At 71.9% G+C, this 19,592-nt stretch carries 14 protein-coding genes and 1 rRNA gene; 3 read left to right on the top strand and 12 right to left on the bottom strand.

Going from position 1 to position 19,592, the window contains the following annotated elements:
* Positions 1-17: 17 nt before the first annotated feature.
* The 3 genes from FLL47_RS05760 to FLL47_RS05750 all read right to left on the bottom strand — a co-directional run bounded on the left by FLL47_RS05760 (position 18) and on the right by FLL47_RS05750 (position 5,289).
* On the bottom strand, positions 18-707 hold the full coding sequence (locus FLL47_RS05760; protein ID WP_144119399.1) for a lysophospholipid acyltransferase family protein: 690 nt from the start codon (positions 705-707) through the stop codon (positions 18-20).
* A gap of 246 nt (positions 708-953) precedes the next feature.
* Entirely contained in the window at positions 954-4,070 is a 3,117-nt protein-coding gene (gene ileS / locus FLL47_RS05755) for an isoleucine--tRNA ligase (protein ID WP_144119398.1), read from the bottom strand.
* 262 nt (positions 4,071-4,332) lie between these two features.
* Positions 4,333-5,289, bottom strand: a complete 957-nt coding sequence (locus FLL47_RS05750) for a terpene synthase family protein (protein WP_144119397.1) — start codon at positions 5,287-5,289, stop codon at positions 4,333-4,335.
* 437 nt (positions 5,290-5,726) lie between these two features.
* On the opposite strand from FLL47_RS05750, the gene FLL47_RS05745 reads away from it, so the two are divergent.
* A complete protein-coding gene (locus tag FLL47_RS05745; protein WP_144119396.1) occupies positions 5,727-6,341 on the top strand; it encodes a PASTA domain-containing protein in 615 nt (204 codons plus the stop codon).
* Positions 6,342-6,485: 144 nt separating this feature from the next.
* Here the strand turns inward: FLL47_RS05745 and FLL47_RS42710 are convergent, their stop codons facing one another.
* The 3 genes from FLL47_RS42710 to ndk are packed head-to-tail and all read right to left on the bottom strand — an operon-like array spanning position 6,486 to position 10,711.
* Complete coding sequence (locus FLL47_RS42710; RefSeq protein WP_186315578.1) at positions 6,486-8,960, bottom strand: DUF7824 domain-containing protein; 2,475 nt, start codon at positions 8,958-8,960, stop codon at positions 6,486-6,488.
* On the bottom strand, positions 8,957-10,279 hold the full coding sequence (locus FLL47_RS05735; protein WP_144119395.1) for an SWIM zinc finger family protein: 1,323 nt from the start codon (positions 10,277-10,279) through the stop codon (positions 8,957-8,959). Before FLL47_RS05735 ends, FLL47_RS42710 begins: the two co-directional genes overlap by 4 nt.
* A gap of 21 nt (positions 10,280-10,300) precedes the next feature.
* Positions 10,301-10,711 carry a nucleoside-diphosphate kinase gene (gene ndk, locus FLL47_RS05730; RefSeq protein ID WP_144119394.1) on the bottom strand — a complete coding sequence of 137 codons (411 nt, stop codon included), beginning with the start codon at positions 10,709-10,711 and terminating at the stop codon, positions 10,301-10,303.
* Positions 10,712-10,891: 180 nt separating this feature from the next.
* On the opposite strand from ndk, the gene FLL47_RS05725 reads away from it, so the two are divergent.
* On the top strand, positions 10,892-12,217 hold the full coding sequence (locus tag FLL47_RS05725) for a VOC family protein (protein WP_144119393.1): 1,326 nt from the start codon (positions 10,892-10,894) through the stop codon (positions 12,215-12,217).
* On the opposite strand, the gene FLL47_RS05720 is transcribed toward FLL47_RS05725, so the two are convergent.
* From FLL47_RS05720 to FLL47_RS05710, 3 genes are all read right to left on the bottom strand, one after another.
* Complete coding sequence (locus FLL47_RS05720) at positions 12,214-12,669, bottom strand: DUF4233 domain-containing protein (RefSeq protein ID WP_144119392.1); 456 nt, start codon at positions 12,667-12,669, stop codon at positions 12,214-12,216. The genes FLL47_RS05725 and FLL47_RS05720 overlap by 4 nt on opposite strands.
* A 97-nt stretch (positions 12,670-12,766) precedes the next feature.
* Positions 12,767-14,089 (bottom strand): bifunctional folylpolyglutamate synthase/dihydrofolate synthase, encoded by a 1,323-nt coding sequence (locus FLL47_RS05715; RefSeq protein WP_144119642.1) that lies wholly within the window; start codon positions 14,087-14,089, stop codon positions 12,767-12,769.
* A 35-nt stretch (positions 14,090-14,124) separates the two neighbouring features.
* Positions 14,125-16,716, bottom strand: a complete 2,592-nt coding sequence (locus tag FLL47_RS05710; protein ID WP_144119641.1) for a valine--tRNA ligase — start codon at positions 16,714-16,716, stop codon at positions 14,125-14,127.
* Between the two features lie 126 nt (positions 16,717-16,842).
* On the opposite strand from FLL47_RS05710, the gene FLL47_RS05705 reads away from it, so the two are divergent.
* On the top strand, positions 16,843-17,547 hold the full coding sequence (locus FLL47_RS05705) for a hypothetical protein (RefSeq protein ID WP_144119391.1): 705 nt from the start codon (positions 16,843-16,845) through the stop codon (positions 17,545-17,547).
* Between the two features lie 123 nt (positions 17,548-17,670).
* Here FLL47_RS05705 and FLL47_RS05700 read toward each other — a convergent pair whose 3' ends face one another.
* The 3 genes from FLL47_RS05700 to rrf all read right to left on the bottom strand — a co-directional run bounded on the left by FLL47_RS05700 (position 17,671) and on the right by rrf (position 19,586).
* Positions 17,671-18,678: a CU044_5270 family protein gene (locus FLL47_RS05700; protein WP_144119390.1), complete on the bottom strand. Its 1,008-nt coding sequence runs from the start codon at positions 18,676-18,678 to the stop codon at positions 17,671-17,673.
* 11 nt (positions 18,679-18,689) lie between these two features.
* The gene (locus FLL47_RS05695; RefSeq protein ID WP_144119389.1) at positions 18,690-19,232 is read right to left on the bottom strand and encodes an RNA polymerase sigma factor; all 543 of its coding nucleotides are present in this window, start codon (positions 19,230-19,232) and stop codon (positions 18,690-18,692) included.
* A gap of 237 nt (positions 19,233-19,469) precedes the next feature.
* Positions 19,470-19,586, bottom strand: a 5S ribosomal RNA gene (rrf, locus tag FLL47_RS05690).
* Positions 19,587-19,592: the final 6 nt, after the last annotated feature.

Genomic DNA, 19,592 nt, shown 5'->3' with positions numbered 1-19,592 from the left:
GGTTGCCGGCTGCGTGTCTACTCCGCCTCCGAGGGGCTTCGCTTCGGAGCGTACCGGGACACGTACTCCTGCCCGGTGAGCTGCTGGATGGCCATCATCACCGTGTCGGTGATCTCGCGCGCGGCGGTGCTGGCGGACTCGGCGTCGCGCCACGCGCCGACCTCGATCGGCTTGCCGAACTTCACCGTGACCTGGCCGGGCTTCAGCGACGGCAGGGCCTGGCCGATCGGCTGCACCTTCTCGGTGCCGATCATGCCGACCGGGATGATCGGCACGTCCGCGGCGAGCGCGAGCCGCGCCGCCCCGGTCCGGCCGCGGTAGAGCCGGCCGTCCGGCGACCGGGTGCCCTCGGGGTAGACGGCGACCAGGCCGCCCTCCTGGAGCACCGGGATCGCCGCGTCGAACGCGCTCAGCGCGGCCCGGCCGCCGGAGCGGTGCACCGGGATCGCGCCCAGGCCGCCCATCAGCGTGCGGAAGAACAGGCCGCTCAGACCGGTGCCGACGAAGTAGTCCTCCTTGGCCCAGAAGGAGATGTGCCGGCCGACCGCGGAGCCCAGGAACAGCTCGTCGGCGACGGAGAGATGGTTGCCCGCGAAGATCGCGCCACCGGAGGCGGGGATGTGCTCCGCGCCCTCGATCGTGGGCCGCCAGCCCAGCTTGATCGCGGGCGCCACCGTCCACAATCCGACCGTATAGAGCACCGGCACTTTCTGCCTCCACAGGTGATGAGCTAGCCGGGCGATGAACTTACCGTAGTCCCCTGAGTGGGCCCATACCCCCGCAACCGATCGCCTACGCGCCCGGAGTCTGAGATACTCCACGGCCCGCCCACCGGCCTGCGTCGCAGCCTTGAGCTGGGCATACCTTTGCGCCTTGGACGGATCGAGGCGCCGCCTGTGACATTTCCGGCACGGGCGGCGCCTCGATCATGGAATCCCGACGGTCGGGCCGGGTCAGCTGCGGGTGACCGCCACCGTGACGTCGCCGCCGTCGCCGGCCTCGCCGGTGAAGCCGCCGTCGACCGCGCCGAAGCTCACGCTGTCGGCCAACGTCTCGGCCGCCAGGAACGCCTGGTGCGTACGCACGGCGGCGGCCACCTCGTCCGACGCCTGCACGGTCAGCGCGATCCGGTCGGTGATGGCCAGGTCCGCCTCACGGCGCGCCTGCTGCACCACCCGGACCACATCGCGGGCCAGGCCTTCGGCCTCCAGCGCCGGGGTGACCTCGGTGTCCAGCACGACGACGCCTGCGTCCCCCGGCAGCGGGGCCGAGTGCTCCGCGTCCGCCGCGACCAGCTTCAGCTCGTACTCACCCTCCTGCAGGGTGACCCCGGACGCGACCGGGGCACCGTCGACCAGCGACCACTCCCCCGCCTTCACCGCCTTGATGACCTGCTGCACCGAGCCGCCGACGCGCGGGCCGAGCACCCGCGGCACCACCGTGAGCACCTGCTCGCAGTGGCCGGTCAGGTCGTCGCTCAGCTCCACCGACTTCACGTTGACCTCGTCGGCGATCAGCTCCGCGAATCCGCGCAGCGCCGAGGCGTCCGGGGTCGCCACGGTCAGCGACGACAGCGGCAGCCGCACCCGCAGACCCTTGGCCTTGCGCAGCGACAGCGCCGCCGAGCAGACCTCCCGCACCCGGTCCATGGTGGCGACCAGGTCGTGGTCGGCCGGCAGCACCGCCGCGTCCGGCCAGTCGGCCAGGTGCGCCGAGCGCTCGCCGGTCAGCCCGCGCCAGATCTCCTCCGCGGTCAGCGGGGCCAGCGGCGCGACCACCCGGGCCACCGTCTCCAGCACCGTGTAGAGGGTGTCGAAGGCGTCGGCGTCGCCGGCCCAGAAGCGGTCCCGGCTGCGGCGCACGTACCAGTTGGTCAGCGCGTCCAGATAGGTCCGCACCCCCGCGCAGGCCGCGGAGAGGTCGTACGCGTCGAGCTGGGCCGTCGTGGTCTCCACCAGTTCCCGGGTCTTGGCCAGCACGTAGCGGTCCAGCACGTGCGTGGAGTCGGTCCGGGGCCGGGCGGTGTGCCCGGCGGCGTTGGCGTAGAGCGTGAAGAAGTAGTACACGTTCCACAGCGGCAGCAGCACCTGGCGCACCGAGTCGCGGATGCCCGACTCGTTGACGGCCATGTCACCGCCGCGCAGCACCGGGGAGCTCATCAGCATCCAGCGCATCGCGTCCGCGCCGTAGCGGTCGAACATCTCGTAGACGTCGGGGTAGTTGCGCAGGCTCTTGGACATCTTGCGGCCGTCGCTGCCCTGCAGGATGCCGTGGCTCACGCAGCTGCGGAACGCCGGCCGGTCGAACAGCGCGGTGGCCAGCACGTGCATGGTGTAGAACCAGCCGCGCGTCTGTCCGATGTACTCGACGATGAAGTCGCCCGGGTAGTGGTTCTCGAACCACTCGGTGTTCTCGAACGGGTAGTGCACCTGGGCGAACGGCATCGAGCCGGACTCGAACCAGCAGTCCAGCACCTCCGGCACCCGGCGCATGGTCGAGTTGCCCGTCGGGTCGTCCGGGTTCGGCCGGGTCAGCTCGTCGACGTACGGCCGGTGCAGGTCGGTGACCTTCACGCCGAAGTCCTCTTCGAGCTGCGCCAGCGAGCCGTACACGTCGGTGCGCGGGTAGTTCGGGTCGTCGGAGACCCACACCGGGATCGGCGAGCCCCAGAACCGGTTGCGGCTGATCGACCAGTCCCGGGCGTTGCTCAGCCACTTGCCGAACGAGCCGTCCTTGACGTGCTCCGGGGTCCAGGAGATCTGCTGGTTCAGCTCCACCATGCGGTCACGGAACGCGGTCACCTTCACGAACCAGCTCGACACCGCCTTGTAGACCAGCGGGGTGTCGCACCGCCAGCAGTGCGGGTACGAGTGCGTGTAGGTCTCGTGGCGCAGCACCACGCCGCGGTCCTTGAGCTCGCGGATGATCGCCTTGTTGGTGTCGAAGACCTGCTGGCCCTCGTACGCCGGGACCAGCGCGGTGAACCGCGCCCGCTCGTCGACGGTCACCACGGTCGGGATGCCCGCCGCGTTGCAGGTGTTCTGGTCGTCCTCACCGAACGCCGGCGCGAGGTGCACCACCCCGGTGCCGTCCTCGGTCGTCACGAAGTCCGCCCCGAGCACCTGGTACGCGTTCTCACCCGCGTGCTCGCGCAGGTACGGGAACAGCGGCGTGTACCGCTTGCCGACCAGGTCGGCGCCCTTGACGGTGCCGGTCTGCTCGTAGCCTTCCAGCTCCTTGGCGTAGTAGCCGAGCCGGGCCGCGCCCAGCAGCAGCTTCTCGCCGTCCTTCTCCATCACCGCGTAGTCGATGTCCGGCCCGACGGCCAGCGCCAGGTTGCTCGGCAGGGTCCACGGCGTGGTCGTCCACACCGCGACCTTCTCGCCGCTGTCCAGCTGGAACTTGACGGCCAGGGTCGGGTCCTGCCGGTCCTTGTAGACGTCGTCCATCCGGGTCTCGGTGTTGGACAGCGGCGTCTCGCAGCGCCAGCAGTACGCCAGTACCCGGAAGCCCTCGTACACCAGGCCCTTGTCGTGCAGGGTCTTGAAGGCCCACATGACGCTTTCCATGTAGTCCAGGTCGAGGGTCTTGTAGTCGTTGGCGAAGTCGACCCAGCGGGCCTGCCGGGTGACGTAGCGCTCCCAGTCGTTGGTGTAGCGCAGCACGGAGCTGCGGCAGGCCTCGTTGAACTCGGCCAGGCCCATGTCGAGGATCTCGGCCTTGGTGGTGATGCCGAGCTGCTTCTCCGCCTCGACCTCGGCCGGCATGCCGTGGGTGTCCCAGCCGAACCGGCGCTCGACCCGGCGCCCGCGCATGGTCTGGTAGCGCGGCACCACGTCCTTGACGTAGCCGGTCAGCAGGTGGCCGTAGTGGGGCAGGCCGTTGGCGAACGGCGGTCCGTCGTAGAAGACGAACTCGTTCGACCCCTTCGCCCCGGCGTCGCGCTGCTCCACGCTGGCCGCGAAGGTCTTGTCGGCGGCCCAGTAGTCGAGCACGCGCCGTTCCAGGGCGGGCAGGTCCGGGCTGGCCGACACACCGTCGGCCGCCGCGTCATGCAATGGATAGGCCATCGCGGGCTCCTCGTCACACTCGTCACTGTCGTTTCACAGTGCGAGGACGAGCCGGTCGGCCCGCGGTACCACCTCGCTTGCCCACCGCAGGTGCACGGCGGACCGCTCATGTCGGCTGTGACGGGCCGTCCCGTCCGGTTTTACTGAGGCCGTGCGGCCCGTTCTTCCGGAGGCTCACCGGTGATGGCCGGGTCGATGCCTGTGCGCTCCAGGTTACCGCCGACACCGCGCCGACCGTCCACCGGGTTTCGGGTGAGTCGCCCTACCGGGTCTGCGGCGAGTCGCCCCGGTAGCGCCCACTGACCACGGTCCAGTCCAGGGTGCCCCGCACCGAACCGGCCACCCCGTCCAGGTGGGCATGGACCGCCGGGTCGAACTGGGTGCCGAACGACGGCACCCGGGCGCGCAGCGGGCCGAAACCGTCCATGCGCTGCTGCCACATGTCCACCGCCTCCTGCACCGCCGCCTCGATCGACAGCTCGCGCTCGTGGGAGATCGCCAGCACCAGGTTGTGCCCGCCGGCGGTGGCGATGTCCCGGTCCAGCGAGTAGAGGTCGTTGAACCAGGACAGCAGGTCCGTTCCGGCCAGCCGGACCTCGCGCAGCGCCGGGTGGTGGTAGATCGCGTCCGGCAGGTGGGTGCCGGTGGCCAGCTCGGTGAGCAGGTGCGAGATCTCCGCCGCGGACGCCGCCCGGCGCAGCTCGACGTACTCGCCGACGCCCGGCAGGTGACCCGCGGCCTTGTTCTCCGCCTCGGTGATCACGCCGTCGAGGTGCACCGCGACCGCGTCCACGAAGCGGCTCTGCCAGGCGTCCGGCATGCGCTCGCGCAGCGCGGCCCAGATCTCGGTGAGCATCAGCCGCGGCGGCCCGGCGAAGACCTCGGTCGGCGAGTCCGAGCCGTGCAGCAGGGCCAGCAGCTCGGTGACGAAGCGGCGCAGGCGGGGCGGCTCGGGGTGCGCCGTGCCGTCGCAGACGTCGTCGACCAGGTAGAACCAGGCGAAGATCATCGCGAGCAGGGCGAGGTCGGCCGGTGGCGCATCGGGGAAGATCCGGCCCGCGTGTCCGGCGTACGCCTCTCCGGCCAGCCAGCTCTGCCCGTCGCCGTCGCTGATCAGGCCGCACTTGCGGGCCCAGCCGGTCAGATCATGTTCGGCGAGGGCCACGTACGGCGACATGCGCGAGGCGAGGGGGCAGTCGACCGGGGGGATGGCGAACACGACGGTCCTCCGTTCCGGGAGGCGGGGGTGCGGGGCACGACGGCGTCACAGCACGCGGACGCCATCATCACGATGGGTTCACGATCCATTACACAAGTGGCAAAGATCGATGTCAATCCCCCTGGCGTGCCACCTCAGCTCCGGTACGGCTCCACATCGCCTTGCGCACCGCGGCGAGGTGCGCCGTGTACGACGTCTGCTGCGCGAAGCGCCGGAATCCGACAGTGATCGATTCATCCCGCGGGCTGAGGACCCGGAGCAGGGGCCCCGAGAATCCCACGGCCCCGCCGCCACTGCCTGGGTCGATGGGCTGACCGTTCGGTGCCGGGGATGCGACCGGCGGGCTGGTGACCGGACGTCCGCAGACCGCCATCATGGCCGATGTTTGCATACGTGCTGCTGCGTGAGTACACATCGGATAGCGAGAGGCACCTGACGTGTCAGACCCCGACGAGAACACCTCCTCCCCGACCCCGCCGCCCGCCGATGACAAGGGCGGCGACTACAAGCCGGTGCACGGCGCGGACGACAAGGGCAAGGACGACAACGACGACGACAAGGGCGGCCGCAAGCGCTGGCTGCTCCTGCTGCTGCTCCTGCTCCTGATCCTGCTCCTGCTGCTGTGCGGCGGGTTCGCGTACATGAAGTGGTGGCAGAAGAAGGACGTCGACCCGGCGGCATCGCCGTCCGTGGCCGCCACCGCCACCGTCGCGCCCCCGGCGGCCAGCCCCAGCGCCGCCGACCCCAGCGCCGCCGCCAGCCCGAGCCCCACCGCGGCCGCGTCGCCGACCGCCGCGCCGTCGCCGTCGCCGACCCCCGGGCCGGTGCTGATCGCGGTGCCGAACGTGGTCGGCAAGAAGGCCACCGACGCCGAGAAGATCCTGACCGATGCCGGCTTCACCAACGTGAAGTTCCTCGGCGACGATGGCAAGGAGCTGACGCTGCTGGTCAGCTGGAAGGTCGTCAAGCAGTCGGTGAAGGCTGGCAGCAAGGTCGCCGCCGACACCGAGATCGTGCTCACCAACACCTCGGTCAGCAACGGCAAGGGCTGACCTTGGCATAGAAAGGGCACCTTCTTGACGCCATGCGTGGAAGAAGGTGCCCTTTCTGACTGTCGCTACGTCCGACCTGCACCGCAGTCGGCTACCGCGGCGCGTACCACCCGCCCGCGCACCGTGCCGAACACCGGTCGGCGGTCACACCGCGATCAGGGCCTGCAGTTCACGGGCCTGCCCGACCAGGCGGCTCGACCCCCCGCGCGCCGCGAGGGCGGCGACCTCGGGCGGCAGCCGCGTGGCGCCCGAAGACCGGCCGCACCGAACCGCCAGCGACATCAGGTCGGCAGTGCCGGGACGCGCCTTGTCCAGAGCCGTCAGCGGCGGGAGCGCGGCCATCGCCAGCCGCCAGACCTCACCCACCGCGCCGGCCGACGCGGCCTCGTCCAGCGCCGACGCGAAACGGTTCACCTTGAGCACGCCCGCCGCGGCCAGCTCACCCAGCTCCCGCCCGACGGCAGCAGTGTCCAGGTCCCCGGTCGCGGCCAGGCCCAGCAGCCCGTCGACCGCGGCGATCCGGTCGGTGGCGGAGCGCGCCGCGAGGCCGTACGCCAGCGCCAGCGCGACCGCCGGACCCACCGGGCCACCGCACTCCGCCAGATGGGCCAGCAGCAGGCCGCCGCCCTCCGTGTCCAGGTCGGCGTTCGCGGCGAGGATCGGCAGCGCCGAGGCGGCCACCACCTCCCGATGGGACGGCAGCGCGGCCGCCCAGAGCTGCGGCTCCTCGAGGTGCCCGGCCGCCCACGTCGGGTGGTCGTACCGGACGATCGTCATCACCTCCTGGACCAGCGGGCTCGCGTGCTCCGGCGGCTTCAGCGCCACCACCCGCCGTACCGCGGGCTGGTGCTCCCAGCATTGGCTCGACGGCTTGCGGTCGGCGTGCTGCTCGCGCCGCAGCGACACGGGATCGGGCACCGGCCCGCTGATCCACCTGGCGAAGGCGGCACCGGCGGGCGAGCGCAGCCGCAGCGCCGCGGTGACCACCCGCGGGTCGGTCTCGCGAGGCAGCCGCAGCAGGGCCTGCTCGAAGTCCAGCGCCCACGGCTGCCACCCGTCGCGCTCGGCCCGCTCCAGCCGCCGCAGCAGCTCCACCGGCTCCAGCCGGCCGTTGGCGTGCGTCGGCGTGGCCATGAGCAGGGGCACCGGATGCCGGCTCAGCTGCACCGACATCTCCGCGAGCCGGGCCGCGAGCACCAAATGCAGCCCGCTGCTGTTGCCGCGCAACTTCCGCAGCGCCTTGGCATGCACCGCGCCGTCGGTGCGGAACAGGTCGGCGAGCTGGCGCCACGGGTCCGACCGTCCACCCGCCACGGCAGCGGTGAGCAGCACCTCCCGCATCTGCTCGGCGGTACGCCCCCACCAGCCCATACCGTCGTCGGCCTGCCGGCGCGCCACCTTGGCCAGCGCCTCCTGGTCGTGTACCCGCCAGTGGGCGATCCCGGCCAGCACCCGCTCCACGGTCGGCACCGACCGGTCCCCGGCCAGCAGCGCGGCGAGCTCCTCGGCCAGCTCCGCAACGCTGCCCAGCGGCGGGCCCAGCGGCGCCGGAACCGGAACCGGCAGGGCGACCGGCACCGGCGCGGGCACCGGCGAAGCCGACCCCGACAGCAGCGTGGCGATCTCCGCCGTGTGCTCCGGCTGCCGCCGCGCCACTTGCCGCAGCCACGTCGTCTGCGCTTTGACCAGGGTCTTCTCCGGGCGGGCAAGCGCGACCTCGGCGACGTCACGCAGCGTGTCCCAGGCCAGCAGCCCGGCCTCGTCCACGCCGCGCAGCACCCGCTGCGCCATGGCCGCGACCGTGGAGTTGCCGGCCTCCACCAGGCGCGCGTAGTCGCCGGCTCCGGCCGCCGCCTCGTGCGCCGACACCGCCAGCGCCTCGTGCATCCGGGTGTACGCGCGCAGCGCGCTCGGCTTGCCCCCGCGCAGCAGCCGGGACCGGCAGCCCTCGACGAGCTGCCGGCGCACGGCGGCGTCGCCCGCGCCCAGCCGCAGCAGGGCGGGCATGAAGCCGCGTGCGTCGTTCTCGTACAGATAATCCAGCCGCGGACCGAGTCCGTCGTGCGTGAACATCATCGGGATCAGCGCCGCCGTGTACGGGCTGTCCCGCAGCGCTGCGTCGGGGTCGGACGCGTCACGCATCGCGTCGATCCAACCCGCCACGAAGGCCTCGCCGGTCGGCACGGCGCAGCCGCTCTCCCGGACCAGGGCGTCCACGTGCCGCCAGTGGCCGGACCAGCCCCACCCGCCGTCGACCGGCAGCCGGTCGGCCATCAGCTGCGCGAACTCGCCCAGCCATGGCACCTGCCGCACGCGCAGCGCCTCCAGCACGGGGCCCGGGTGCGTCTCGCGCAGCGTCCACCGCATCTGGCTGCGGTTCAGCGCGGCACTGGCCTTCTTCGCGGTGGACGCGCAGCCCACCAGCGCGACGATCCGGGCCTGCGCCTGACGCCGCCAGGCGTGCCACTCCTCGGGCTGCCGCCGGGCTGCGGCCGCCACGTCGGCGAACGCCGCCCGGCGCTGCTTCTCGTCGGCCCGGCGCACCCAGCCCACGACGGCGGCGACGTCGCCCGCTTCCACGGCCCGCCGCAGTTCCTCCACACCCGCCGTCGCGTTCACGCGGGCACTCCCGAGGTCACCGCGATGCGCACCGCGAGCTGGTGGCGGCAGGGTCCGCGGTCGCCCCGGTGCTTGGCCCACCACTGGCAGGTGCATCCCGCCGGTGCCCCGTCGACCAGCCGCACCTGGTACCCGCCCTCGGCGCCGCGCACCGACGCGACCTCGCCCGACACGGTCACGGCCCCGCCTTCCAGCAGCGTCCGCGCCCCGGCCAGCCGGGGGTTGAGCTTCTCCGCGGCCGCGGTGCCGAACGGCATCACCCGGTGGAAGTAGGTCGCCTCGGCGACGTCGTAGCCGACCCGCCCGGCCGTGCCCAGCAGCGCCAGGCCGGAACGGACCTGCGCCGCGGTCAGGCCGGTGGCGACGGCCAGCGCGTCGGCGTCGAGGGTGGGCGTGAGCGCGAGCAGCTCGCTGATGTGGTCCGCCGCGTCGGCGGCGTCGTCGGAGGCCAGCGCGGACAGCACCGCGCCCTCGCCGGAGAAGCCGCGGTACGGCTCGGGCGACAGGGTCAGCGACAGCCGCAGGGTCGGGGTCTCCAGCTCCCACACCGAGGCGACGGGAGCGCTGCCGGGGCGCACGGCCGGGCCGTACACGGTGAGGGTGCCCGCGTGGCGCAGCATTCCGCGCAGCGCGCCGAGCCGGTCGGTCCCGGTCAGGCAGACCGCTCCCGGCACCGGCCGGGCGGTCAGCCGCAGGCCCTGCCCGGCGGGCACCACCCACAGCGTGTCACGGCCCTTGGGCAGGCGGCGCAGGAAATCGGCGGCCGCGGCGGCGCTGATCCGCACCCGCGGCTCCATGCCCGCGGTGACCGCGTGCACCTGGGCGAACCCGCGCAGCCAGCGACCGGGCAGCGGCACCTTGCGCTCGACCACGGTGCCGTCCATGGTGGACACCGTCAGGTCCTGGGGCCCGACGGCCAGGTGCAGCGGGTCGAGGCCGCCGACCCGGGCCAGGGCGAGTTGCAGCGGCACGTTCACGTCCACGTTGGTGGTGCCGTGTTCGGGCCGCTCACCGTCCAGACCGGACGGCAGCACGTCCATCCGGGCGTACACCCCGCAGCAGCCGCTGAACGACTCGAACCGCAGCATGTCCTCGCTGCCGGTGACCACCGGGTCGAGGCTGGCCCAGTCGGTGCGCTGGTGATAGCGGGCGCGGGCGACCTCGGCGACGGCGAGCAGGCCCGTCGCGACGGTCTGCGGGGTGGTCATGAACCCGTCGAAGAACCGGGGGTGCGTGCCGCACCCGCCGGACGTCTGCAACGCGAGACCCTCCGCGGTCAACGCGGAGGGCCCCGGGTACGAATAGGTGGCTACCGACATGGCGGCCACCGTAGGGACGGGCTACGACAGTTCCGGGAACCAGAGCTTGATCTCGCGCTCCGCGGACTCGGCCGAGTCGGAGGCGTGCACCAGGTTCTCCCGGTTCGACAGGGAGAGATCGCCGCGGATGGTGCCCGCGGCCGCGGCCCGGCCGTCGGTCGCGCCGACCAGCAGGCGGATCACCGCGATGGCCTCGTCGCCCGACACGATCGCGGCCACCAGCGGGCCGGCGGTCATGAAGGCCTTGAGCGGGGGGTAGAACGCCTTCTCCACGTGCTCGGCGTAGTGCGCGTCGGCCAGCTCGGCGTCCATCGTGCGCAGCACGAGCGCGTCGACGGCGAGCCCCTTGCGCTCGAACCGCGAGATGATCTCCCCGACCAGGCCACGGCGCACCGCATCGGGCTTGATCAGCACGAGCGAACGTTCCGCCACGAACTTCCTCCTTCAAGGCGACACATGTCCCCACCTGCGGCAATACGAGGTGGGCTCATCAGCCTACCGAACTGCACTTTCCTCGATCGACGGACCCGCCTAAGGTCATGGATTGAAGACACAGCGTTGCGGGGAGGCGGCGCGCTGTGGTCGTGCACACAGCGCTCGGGGAGGCACGCGTTGGCACGGTTAGGGCGCAAACCGGTCCGGCCCGGCCGGGTGACCACCGCCGTGTGCCTCGGCGCACTGGGACTGTTCGTCATCTCGATGTCCGCCGGTCTCGGCAGCTGGCCGCTGGGCGCGGTGGGCGCGGCGATGGTCGTCGTCGGGGTGGCTCTGCTGACCACCGCGTCGATGCTCGGCGCCGACAAGGCGTACGTGGTGGGCACCGTGCACGTGGTGAAGGCTTCCGAACCGCCGCTGAACGCGGAGTTCGGCCGCTGCGAGATGCAGGTGCTGGTGGACGCGCCCGGCCATCCCGGCCAGACCGTGGTCATGAACGACCCGCGGGTGCCGGTGCTGAAGTGGCCCGACGCGGGCGACACGCTGCCCGCTCTGGTCGCCGTCGCCGACGCGCGGCGCATCAAGATCCAGTGGGAGAAGATCGGCACCCACGGCGAGCGGTACGAGCAGGGGTTCGACCACGGCGCCGACGAGTTCTACCACGATCCGGGCGACGACTACGACGATCCGCACTTCGACGACCCGCACTACGACGACCAGCACGACGACGACACCCCGGGCCGCGCGGACCCCCACGGATCAGACGACACCTACGCCGGCTTCCGCGACGACGACCCGATCGACCTCGACGCGGTGCCGGTGAGCGACCAGCTGCCCCGCCGCCAGCCGAGTCCGCACCGCCGCCCGCCGGCGCCACGCGAAGATCCCGCGCAGGTCGCCGTGCTGGAGGGTGAGCTGTACACCGGCGACGTGCCCGGCCCCCGCACGCCGATGGACGCGGAATCGCCGGACTTCACCTCCATCGACATGATCGACTTCGCGGACGTGCCGGAACCCACCGCCCCCACCATCTCCGACACCTTCACCGGGCCCGTGGCGCTGCCGCCCGCATCCGGCGCCGGCATCGACGACCTGCTCGTCGCGTCACCGCACGCCCGGCCCGCCTCGGCCGGGTCGATCCAGGGCGTGGGCATCACGCTGCTGGTCACCGACTTGACCCGCTCCCGCGGCTTCTACCACGACCTGCTCGGCTTCTACGAGATCGACGGCGGGCCGGGCAACCTGGTGCTCGCCTCCGGCGACACCCGGCTGGTGCTGCGCACGACCCCGGAGCTGGCCCCGGTGAACCGCCGTCACGTGCACCTCAACCTGGAGGTCGGCGACGTCGACGCGGTCTACCGGGAACTGAAGGTGCGCGGCGTCAAGTTCACCTACGCGCCCCGGGTGGTCAACCACGGCGAGCGCCTCGAACTGTGGGCCGCCTCGTTCAAGGACCCCGACGGCCACGGCATCGCGGTCATCGAGTGGAAGGCGCGCGGCTAGCGGGCGACGGTCCGGCGCACGTAGAGCACGTACGCCCAGGTGAGCCCGAACACGACGCCCACCACGGCGAACGCCCAGTGCAGGAAGCCCAGCAGCAGCAGCGCGACCTGGAACACCGAAACCAGCCACCAGCCCCACGGGTAGCGCAGGGTCGCCGACAGCGCCACGGACACCACCACGGCCACCAGCGCCACGGTCACCGCCGCCATGCTGCCGCCCGGCGGGCGCAGCACCCAGATCGGCATCAGCGCCAGCAACAGCACCAGCGCCTCCAGCACCAGCGTGCCCGCCCCCAGGCCGCGCACGGCGCGGGACGGGTTGCGCAGGCCGCTGGGCTTGCCGCCCAGATTCAGCTGGAGATCACGCTCACGGGCCTCGCCCGGCTTGTGCCCGGCCGGCCCTTCCGGCGTGGTGCCGGCCGCCGCCTCGTCCGGGTGGCTGTGCTCGGTCATGCCCGCTCCCCGTGGCGCTCGCTCATGCCTGCTCCTCGCCGCGCCCAGCCGGACGGCGCAGGCCGAACCGGGCGCCAGGACCCGCCCGCCGCGCCGGTCATCGCTGGAACAGCTTCCGAGCGTCGGCGACGGTCACCACGGAACCGGTGATCAGCACGCCCACGCCGCTGATGCCCGCGTCGATGTCCGCCTCGGCCAGGGTCACCGCGGCCTCGATCGCATCGGGCATCTCCGGGTGCACGTGCACCCGGTCCTCGCCGAAGATCTCGTACGCGATCTCCGCCAGCTCCTCGGCGGGCAGCGACCGCGGCGAGGAGTTGCGCGTGCAGACCAGCTCGTCGACGACCGGCTCCAGAAGCTCCAGCACCCCGTCGGCGTCCTTGTCCCCGAGCATGCCGACCACGGCCACCAGGCGGCGGAAGGAGAACTCCTCGGTCAGCGCGGCGACGGTCGCGGCCATGCCGTGCGGGTTGTGCGCGGCGTCGACCAGCACCGTGGGCGCGTTGCGGACCCGCTCCAGCCGGCCCGGCGAGGAGCTGGACGAGAAGCCCTCGCGGACCACCTCGACCTCCAGCTGCCGGTCCTTGCCCGCACCCAGGAACGCCTCGACCGCGGCGAGCGCCAGCGCCGCGTTCTGCGCCTGGTGGGCGCCGTGCAGCGGCAGGAAGATCTCGTCGTACACCCCGCCCAGGCCCTGCAGGGTCAGCACCTGACCGCCCAGCGCCAGGTTGCGCTCGATGACGCCGAACTCGCTGCCCTCGCGGGCGACGGTCGCGCCGACCTCGGCGCAGCGCTCCAGGATCGGCTCCATCGCCTCTTCCGGCTGCAGCGCGCAGATCAGCGTGGCCCCCTCGTGCACGATGCCCGACTTGGCCAGCGCGATGTCGGCGACCGTGTCGCCGAGCCACTCGGTGTGGTCCAGCCCGATCGGCGTGATCACCGCGACGCCGGCCTGGATCACGTTGGTGGCGTCCTCCGCGCCGCCCAGGCCGACCTCGACCACGGCGACGTCCACCGGGGCGTCGGCGAACGTCGCGAACGCCAGCGCGGTGGTCATGTCGAAGTAGGTCAGCGGCTCGTCGCTGCGCGCGTCGATCAGCTCGGCCAGCGGGCCGACCTCGGCGTACACCGCGGCGAAGCGCTCCTCGTCGACCGGCTGCCCGTCCAGGCTGATCCGCTCCCGCACCGTCTCCAGGTGCGGGCTGGTGTACCGCCCGGTGTGCAGCCCGTGCGTGCGCAGCAGGCTGTCGATCATGCGTGCGGTCGAAGTCTTGCCGTTGGTGCCGGTCAGATGGATCGACGGGTACGCCCGCTGCGGGCTGCCGAGCACGTCCAGCAGCTCCTCGATGCGGCCGAGGTCGAAGACCATCCGGGTGAAGCCGCGCCGGTCCAGCGCGGCCTCCACCTCGGCGTAGGACATGTCCTGCCCGTCTTGAGCGGAAGAGCTCACGAATGTCACCCTAGCTGCGCGAGCGCGGCGTCGATGCGAGTCACGTCGGCTTCGGCTGTGGCGAGCCGCTCGCGCAGTTTCGCCACCACCTGCTCCGGAGCCTTGGCCAGGAATCCTTCGTTGCCCAGCTTCGCGGTCGCCTGGGAGATCTCCTTCTCCGCGGCGGCCCGGTCCTTGGTCAGGCGGGCCCGCTCGGCGGCCACGTCGATGCTGCCCCGGGTGTCCAGGGAGACCGTCACGCCGCCCGCGACCGCGACCGTGCCGGTGGCGGTGAAGCCGTCGGCGGGCACGTCCAGCCGGGCCAGGAAGCGCATCAGCGGCTCGTGCGCGGCGATGCCCGCAGCGGCCAGCCCGTCCAGCGCCGCGGCCACCCGCTGACCGGGCTTGAGGCCCTGGTCGGCACGGAAGCGGCGGACCTCGGTCACCACCCGCTGCAGCATCTCCAGCTCGGCCTCGGCCGCGTCGTCGATCAGCGCCGGGTTCGCCGCGGGCCACGCCGCCACCATCACCGACGCGTCGCCCTCGACCTTGTTCAGGGCGCACCACAGCTCGTCGGTGACGAACGGGATGACCGGGTGCAGCAGCCGCAGCAGCTGGTCCAGCACGTGCCCCAGCACCCGGCGGGTGCGCTCGGCGGCGGCCGCGTCGTCACCGGTCAGCACCGGCTTGGCCAGCTCCACGTACCAGTCGCAGACGTCGTCCCAGGCGAAGTGGAACAGGCTGTCGCAGACCTTCGCGAACTCGTAGTTCTCGAAGTACTCGTCGACCTCGGCGATGGTGTGCTGCAGCCGGGACAGGATCCAGCGGTCGATGGTCGACAGCTCGGTGGGCAGGTCGCCGTCGGTGTGCGCGCCGTTGATCAGCGCGAACCGGGTGGCGTTCCAGAGCTTGTTGCAGAAGTTGCGCGAGCCCTGGCACCACTCCTCGCTGACCGGCACGTCCGAGCCCGGGTTCGCGCCGCGGGCCAGGGTGAACCGGGTCGCGTCCGCGCCGAAGCGCTCGATCCAGTCCAGCGGGTCGACCACGTTGCCGAACGACTTGCTCATCTTCTTGCCGTACTGGTCGCGCACCATGCCGTGCAGTGCGACGACATCGAACGGCTGCTTGCCGTCCATGGCGTACAGGCCGAACATCATCATCCGGGCGACCCAGAAGAACAGGATGTCGTAGCCGGTCACCAGCACGCTGGTCGGGTAGAACTTCGCCAGGTCGGCGGTCTGCTCCGGCCAGCCCAGCGTCGAGAACGGCCACAGCGCCGAGGAGAACCAGGTGTCGAGCACGTCCTCGTCCTGGCGCCAGCCCTCGCCGCTCGGCACCTCGTCGTCGGGGCCGACGCAGACGACCTCGCCGTCCGGGCCGTACCAGACCGGGATGCGGTGGCCCCACCACAGCTGGCGCGAGATGCACCAGTCGTGCATGTTGTCGACCCAGGCGAAGTAGCGCTTGGACAGCTCGGCCGGCTCGATCCGGGTGCGGCCGTCGCGCACCGCGTCCCCGGCGGCCTTGGCCAGCGGGCCGGTGTTGACGAACCACTGCAGCGACAGCCGCGGCTCGACCGTCGTCTTGCAGCGCGAGCAGTGCCCGACCGCGTGCAGGTAAGGGCGCTTCTCGGCGACGATCCGCCCCTGCTCGCGCAGCGCGGCGACCACGGCCGGGCGGGCCTCGTACCGGTCCAGGCCCTGGAACGGCCCGTGCACCGTGATGATCGCCCGCTCGTCCATCATCGTGATGGAGGGCAGGTTGTGCCGCTGGCCGATCTCGAAGTCGTTCGGGTCGTGCGCCGGGGTCACCTTCACGCAGCCGGTGCCGAACGCCGGGTCGACGTGCGCGTCGCCCACGATCGGGATGCGCCGGCCGGTCAGCGGCAGCTCCACCTCGGTGCCGATGAGGTGCTTGTAGCGCTCGTCGTCGGGGTGCACCGCCACCGCGGTGTCGCCGAGCATCGTCTCGGCCCGGGTGGTGGCGACCACGATCTCGTCGCTGTACCGGATGGAGATCAGCTCGCCCTCGTCGTCGCTGTGCTCCACCTCGATGTCGCTCAGCGCGGTCAGGCAGCGCGGGCACCAGTTGATGATGCGCTCGGCGCGGTAGATCAGGTTGTCGTCGTACAGCTTCTTGAAGATGGTCTGCACGGCCCGCGACAGGCCCTCGTCCATGGTGAAGCGCTCGCGCGACCAGTCGACGGAGTCGCCGAGGCGGCGCATCTGCCCGAGGATCGCACCGCCGGACTCGGCCTTCCACTGCCACACCCGCTCGACGAACGTCTCGCGGCCCAGGTCGTGACGCGACAGACCCTCCGCGGCGAGCTTGCGCTCCACCACGTTCTGGGTGGCGATGCCGGCGTGGTCCATGCCGGGCAGCCACAGCGCCTCGAAGCCCTGCATGCGCTTGCGGCGGATCAGCGCGTCCTGAATGGTGTGATCCAGCGCGTGGCCGACGTGCAGCGAACCCGTCACGTTCGGCGGTGGGATCACGATCGCGAACGGCGGCTTGTCGCTCTTCGCGTCGGCGTCGAAGTGACCGGCGGCTACCCACGACTCGTACCGCCGCTGCTCTACCTCGCCGGGCTGGTACGCGGCGGCAAGCTCGGAGGACAACGGGGCGCGCGGCTCGCGCGGCTGCTGGCTGAGTTCGGTCACCCGCCAAGTCTACGAAGCGAGCTTGGGTCCACCGCTGGCAGGCTGCGGCTTGCTAGGCTCCGCGGGTCGGCGGAAGGTGGGCACATGTCAGAGCAGGACGCGAAGGTACGCCAGGATTCGGCTACGCCGGAACCTGGTGAGATACCGCAGCACGCCCGTCCCGCCGTGCGGATGATGCCCGGACCCGCCACGGAACCCGAGGACGAGCCCGCGCCGCACAGCAAGCGCCGCCGCTGGACCCTCACCGTGATGGCCGTGCTCGGCGCCGGCGCATTGGCCGCCGCGTTCACCCTCGGCCCCACGCTGATCCGGATCACTCAGCAGAACGACGCCAAGCTCACCATGCCCGAGAAGATCGGCGCGATGGTCCGCGACGACAGCCCCGCCGCCAAGGACACCGCCGGCTACCTGCTGACCGCGCTGGCCGCCGACATCGAACTCGACACCACCGCCACGGGCATCTACACCGACCCGGCCGAAGGCGCGGCGAAGAGCGTCATGGTGTTCGGCGGCACCACCACCATGTTCAGCCCCGAGCGGGAACTCGACACCGTGCTGAAGCTCATGGAGGACGAGACCGGCGGCGTCACCGGCCTCAAGGAGTACGAGCCCGGCGACCTGGGCGGCATCCTCAAGTGCGGCTCCGCCGACGGCCCCGACGGCGTGATGGCCGTCTGCGGCTGGGCCGACCACGGCAGCATCGCCCTGGCCCTCTTCCCCAGCCGCACCCCCGCCGAAGCCGCCCCCCTGATGACCACCATCCGCACCACCACCCTCTCCCGCCCCTGACCCCTTCGGGTCGATCATGAACTTATGGCACGGTTCGACGGCGGGTCGCGGCCATAACTTCATGATCGATCGCGCTCGCCATTTTGCCGGGCCACCCGGAGCAGGCGGCCCGGCACGGCCGGATCAGCCCAGGTGGTCGGTGCGATCGGTCGCCAGGATCAGCTCGTAGGCGTTCATGCGCAGCGGGCCGAGGGTCAGCAGCTCCGAGGCGAGCAGCTCACCCGTGCGGGGGTGGAAGATCAGCAGGTGCTGCTGGCTGTGCTCGCGGTCGTCGAAGGTGACGGCCACGCCGTCGCGCCCGGCCCGGTCGGTCACCTCGCCGCGCCACCGGAACCCCGGCACATCGGCGAGGATGCGCAGGATCTCCGCGCGGGTCCGCCGCGGGACCGCGTACCGGCCGAAGGTATTGCCGGTCTCCCTGCTGACGGCGCCGGCGCCCAGGCCGGTCTTCAGCAGTCCGGCCAACCCCGGCCGGTCCGCGGGCAGCAGTGCCCGGTCGAACGGCGGCAACGGGATGTCGTCGATCGCGGAGCTCGCGGCGATCTCCAGACGGCCTGCCCAGTAGTCGCGCGATGCCTGGTCCGGGTATTCGGGCGCACCCGTGGTGGTGCGCTGCCGACCCGTTCCACCGGGGGTCCACCAGACTTTCGACTCCCGGGAGAAGGCCACGGCGAACCGGCCGCCGGGCGACGTCATCACCGGATCGCCCCACACCTTTTTGTGGTGATAGGTGAACCTGCCCGCACTGTTCTCGTACGGCGCGTCGGCCAAGGCGCCGGCCAGGGCGCGCAGCCGAGGCCCCGCCGGCTCGTCCGTGCCCGGCCGGTACGCCACGGGAACGAGCACCCGCCCCGGCACCGCGCCGGACGGATCGGCGGGACCCGGCTCCACACCGATGGGCGTATTCGCCGACACGATCACCACCCCGGCGCCGGCCGCCGCCACGATCGCCCCGGTAGCAAGGACCATCCGCCGCGGCAGCCGGGCGTCGCGGCGGGCGGTGCGCGGCTCGGCGGTCGACTCGGCCCAGGCGATCAGCTCGCGTGCCGAGAGCCGGGGCGGTTCGGGCGGCGTGCGGCGTGCCGGGTCGGCGGGGCCGAGGAGGGTACGGGTCCGCTGTTCTCCGAACATCACAGGTCCTTTCACGATCGGGCCAGTTTGCGGTGCGGCATGGGCGGGGTGGGCGCGGCCGACATGGCAGCGGTGAGCCGTCCACGGGCACGGTGCAGTCGCACCGCCGCGGTGGTGCGGCTACAGCCGAGCACCTGCGCGGCCTCGGAGACCGTCAGTTCCTCCCAGCCGATCAGCCGGAGGATCTCCTGGTCGAGTTCGGAGAGCGAACGCATGGCGGCCCACACGTCGGCCACCCCCACGGTCGCGTCGGCGGCGGTCGAGCCCGGTTCCCGCAGGACGTCGGCCTCGACGATCGGCACCTGCCGACCCGCCGCCCGCCGGGCCCGCCAGTGATTGGCCAGCAGCCGTCGGGACACCCCGTACAACCAGGGCAGGCAACGGTCCGGCACCTCCTGCCTTCGACGCCACGCGACGGCGAACACGTCCTGCGCGAGCTCGGCGGGCATGTCCGCGTCGGCCAGCCGACGGCGGCCGTACTGGAGGATCTGCTGATAGTGGTCGTCGTAGATCTTGGTGAACCAGCCTTCGTCGCGGCTGAGCGGCGGGCCCATGCGAACTCCTTACTGCGATGGCGATTGTCACCCTGCTCTGTGTCGGCGGCGGCTCGATGATTACCGCGAACCGGTGTCCGGAAGGTCCATCGCCGGTGATCAGCATCGGCTAGGGTGCCGGGCGTGGAGACCGCCGGCGTGAAATGGGCATGAAAAAGGGCCCCGGTAGGGGCCCGAATAGTGTCCGGATACGCGTCAAGGCCCACCCCGGAGGGGTGGGCCTTGACTGCGATGTTTGTCCGGCGGCGTCCTACTCTCCCACAACGTCCCCGTTGCAGTACCATCGGCGCTGGAGGGCTTAGCTTCCGGGTTCGGAATGTTACCGGGCGTTTCCCCTCCGCCATGGCCGCCGTAACTCTA

The sequence above is a fragment of the Catellatospora sichuanensis genome, from assembly GCF_007483665.1.
Lineage (GTDB): Bacteria > Actinomycetota > Actinomycetes > Mycobacteriales > Micromonosporaceae > Catellatospora > Catellatospora sichuanensis.
Note: the sequence above shows the minus strand (reverse complement) of the source record. Positions and strands in the feature narration are given on the sequence as shown.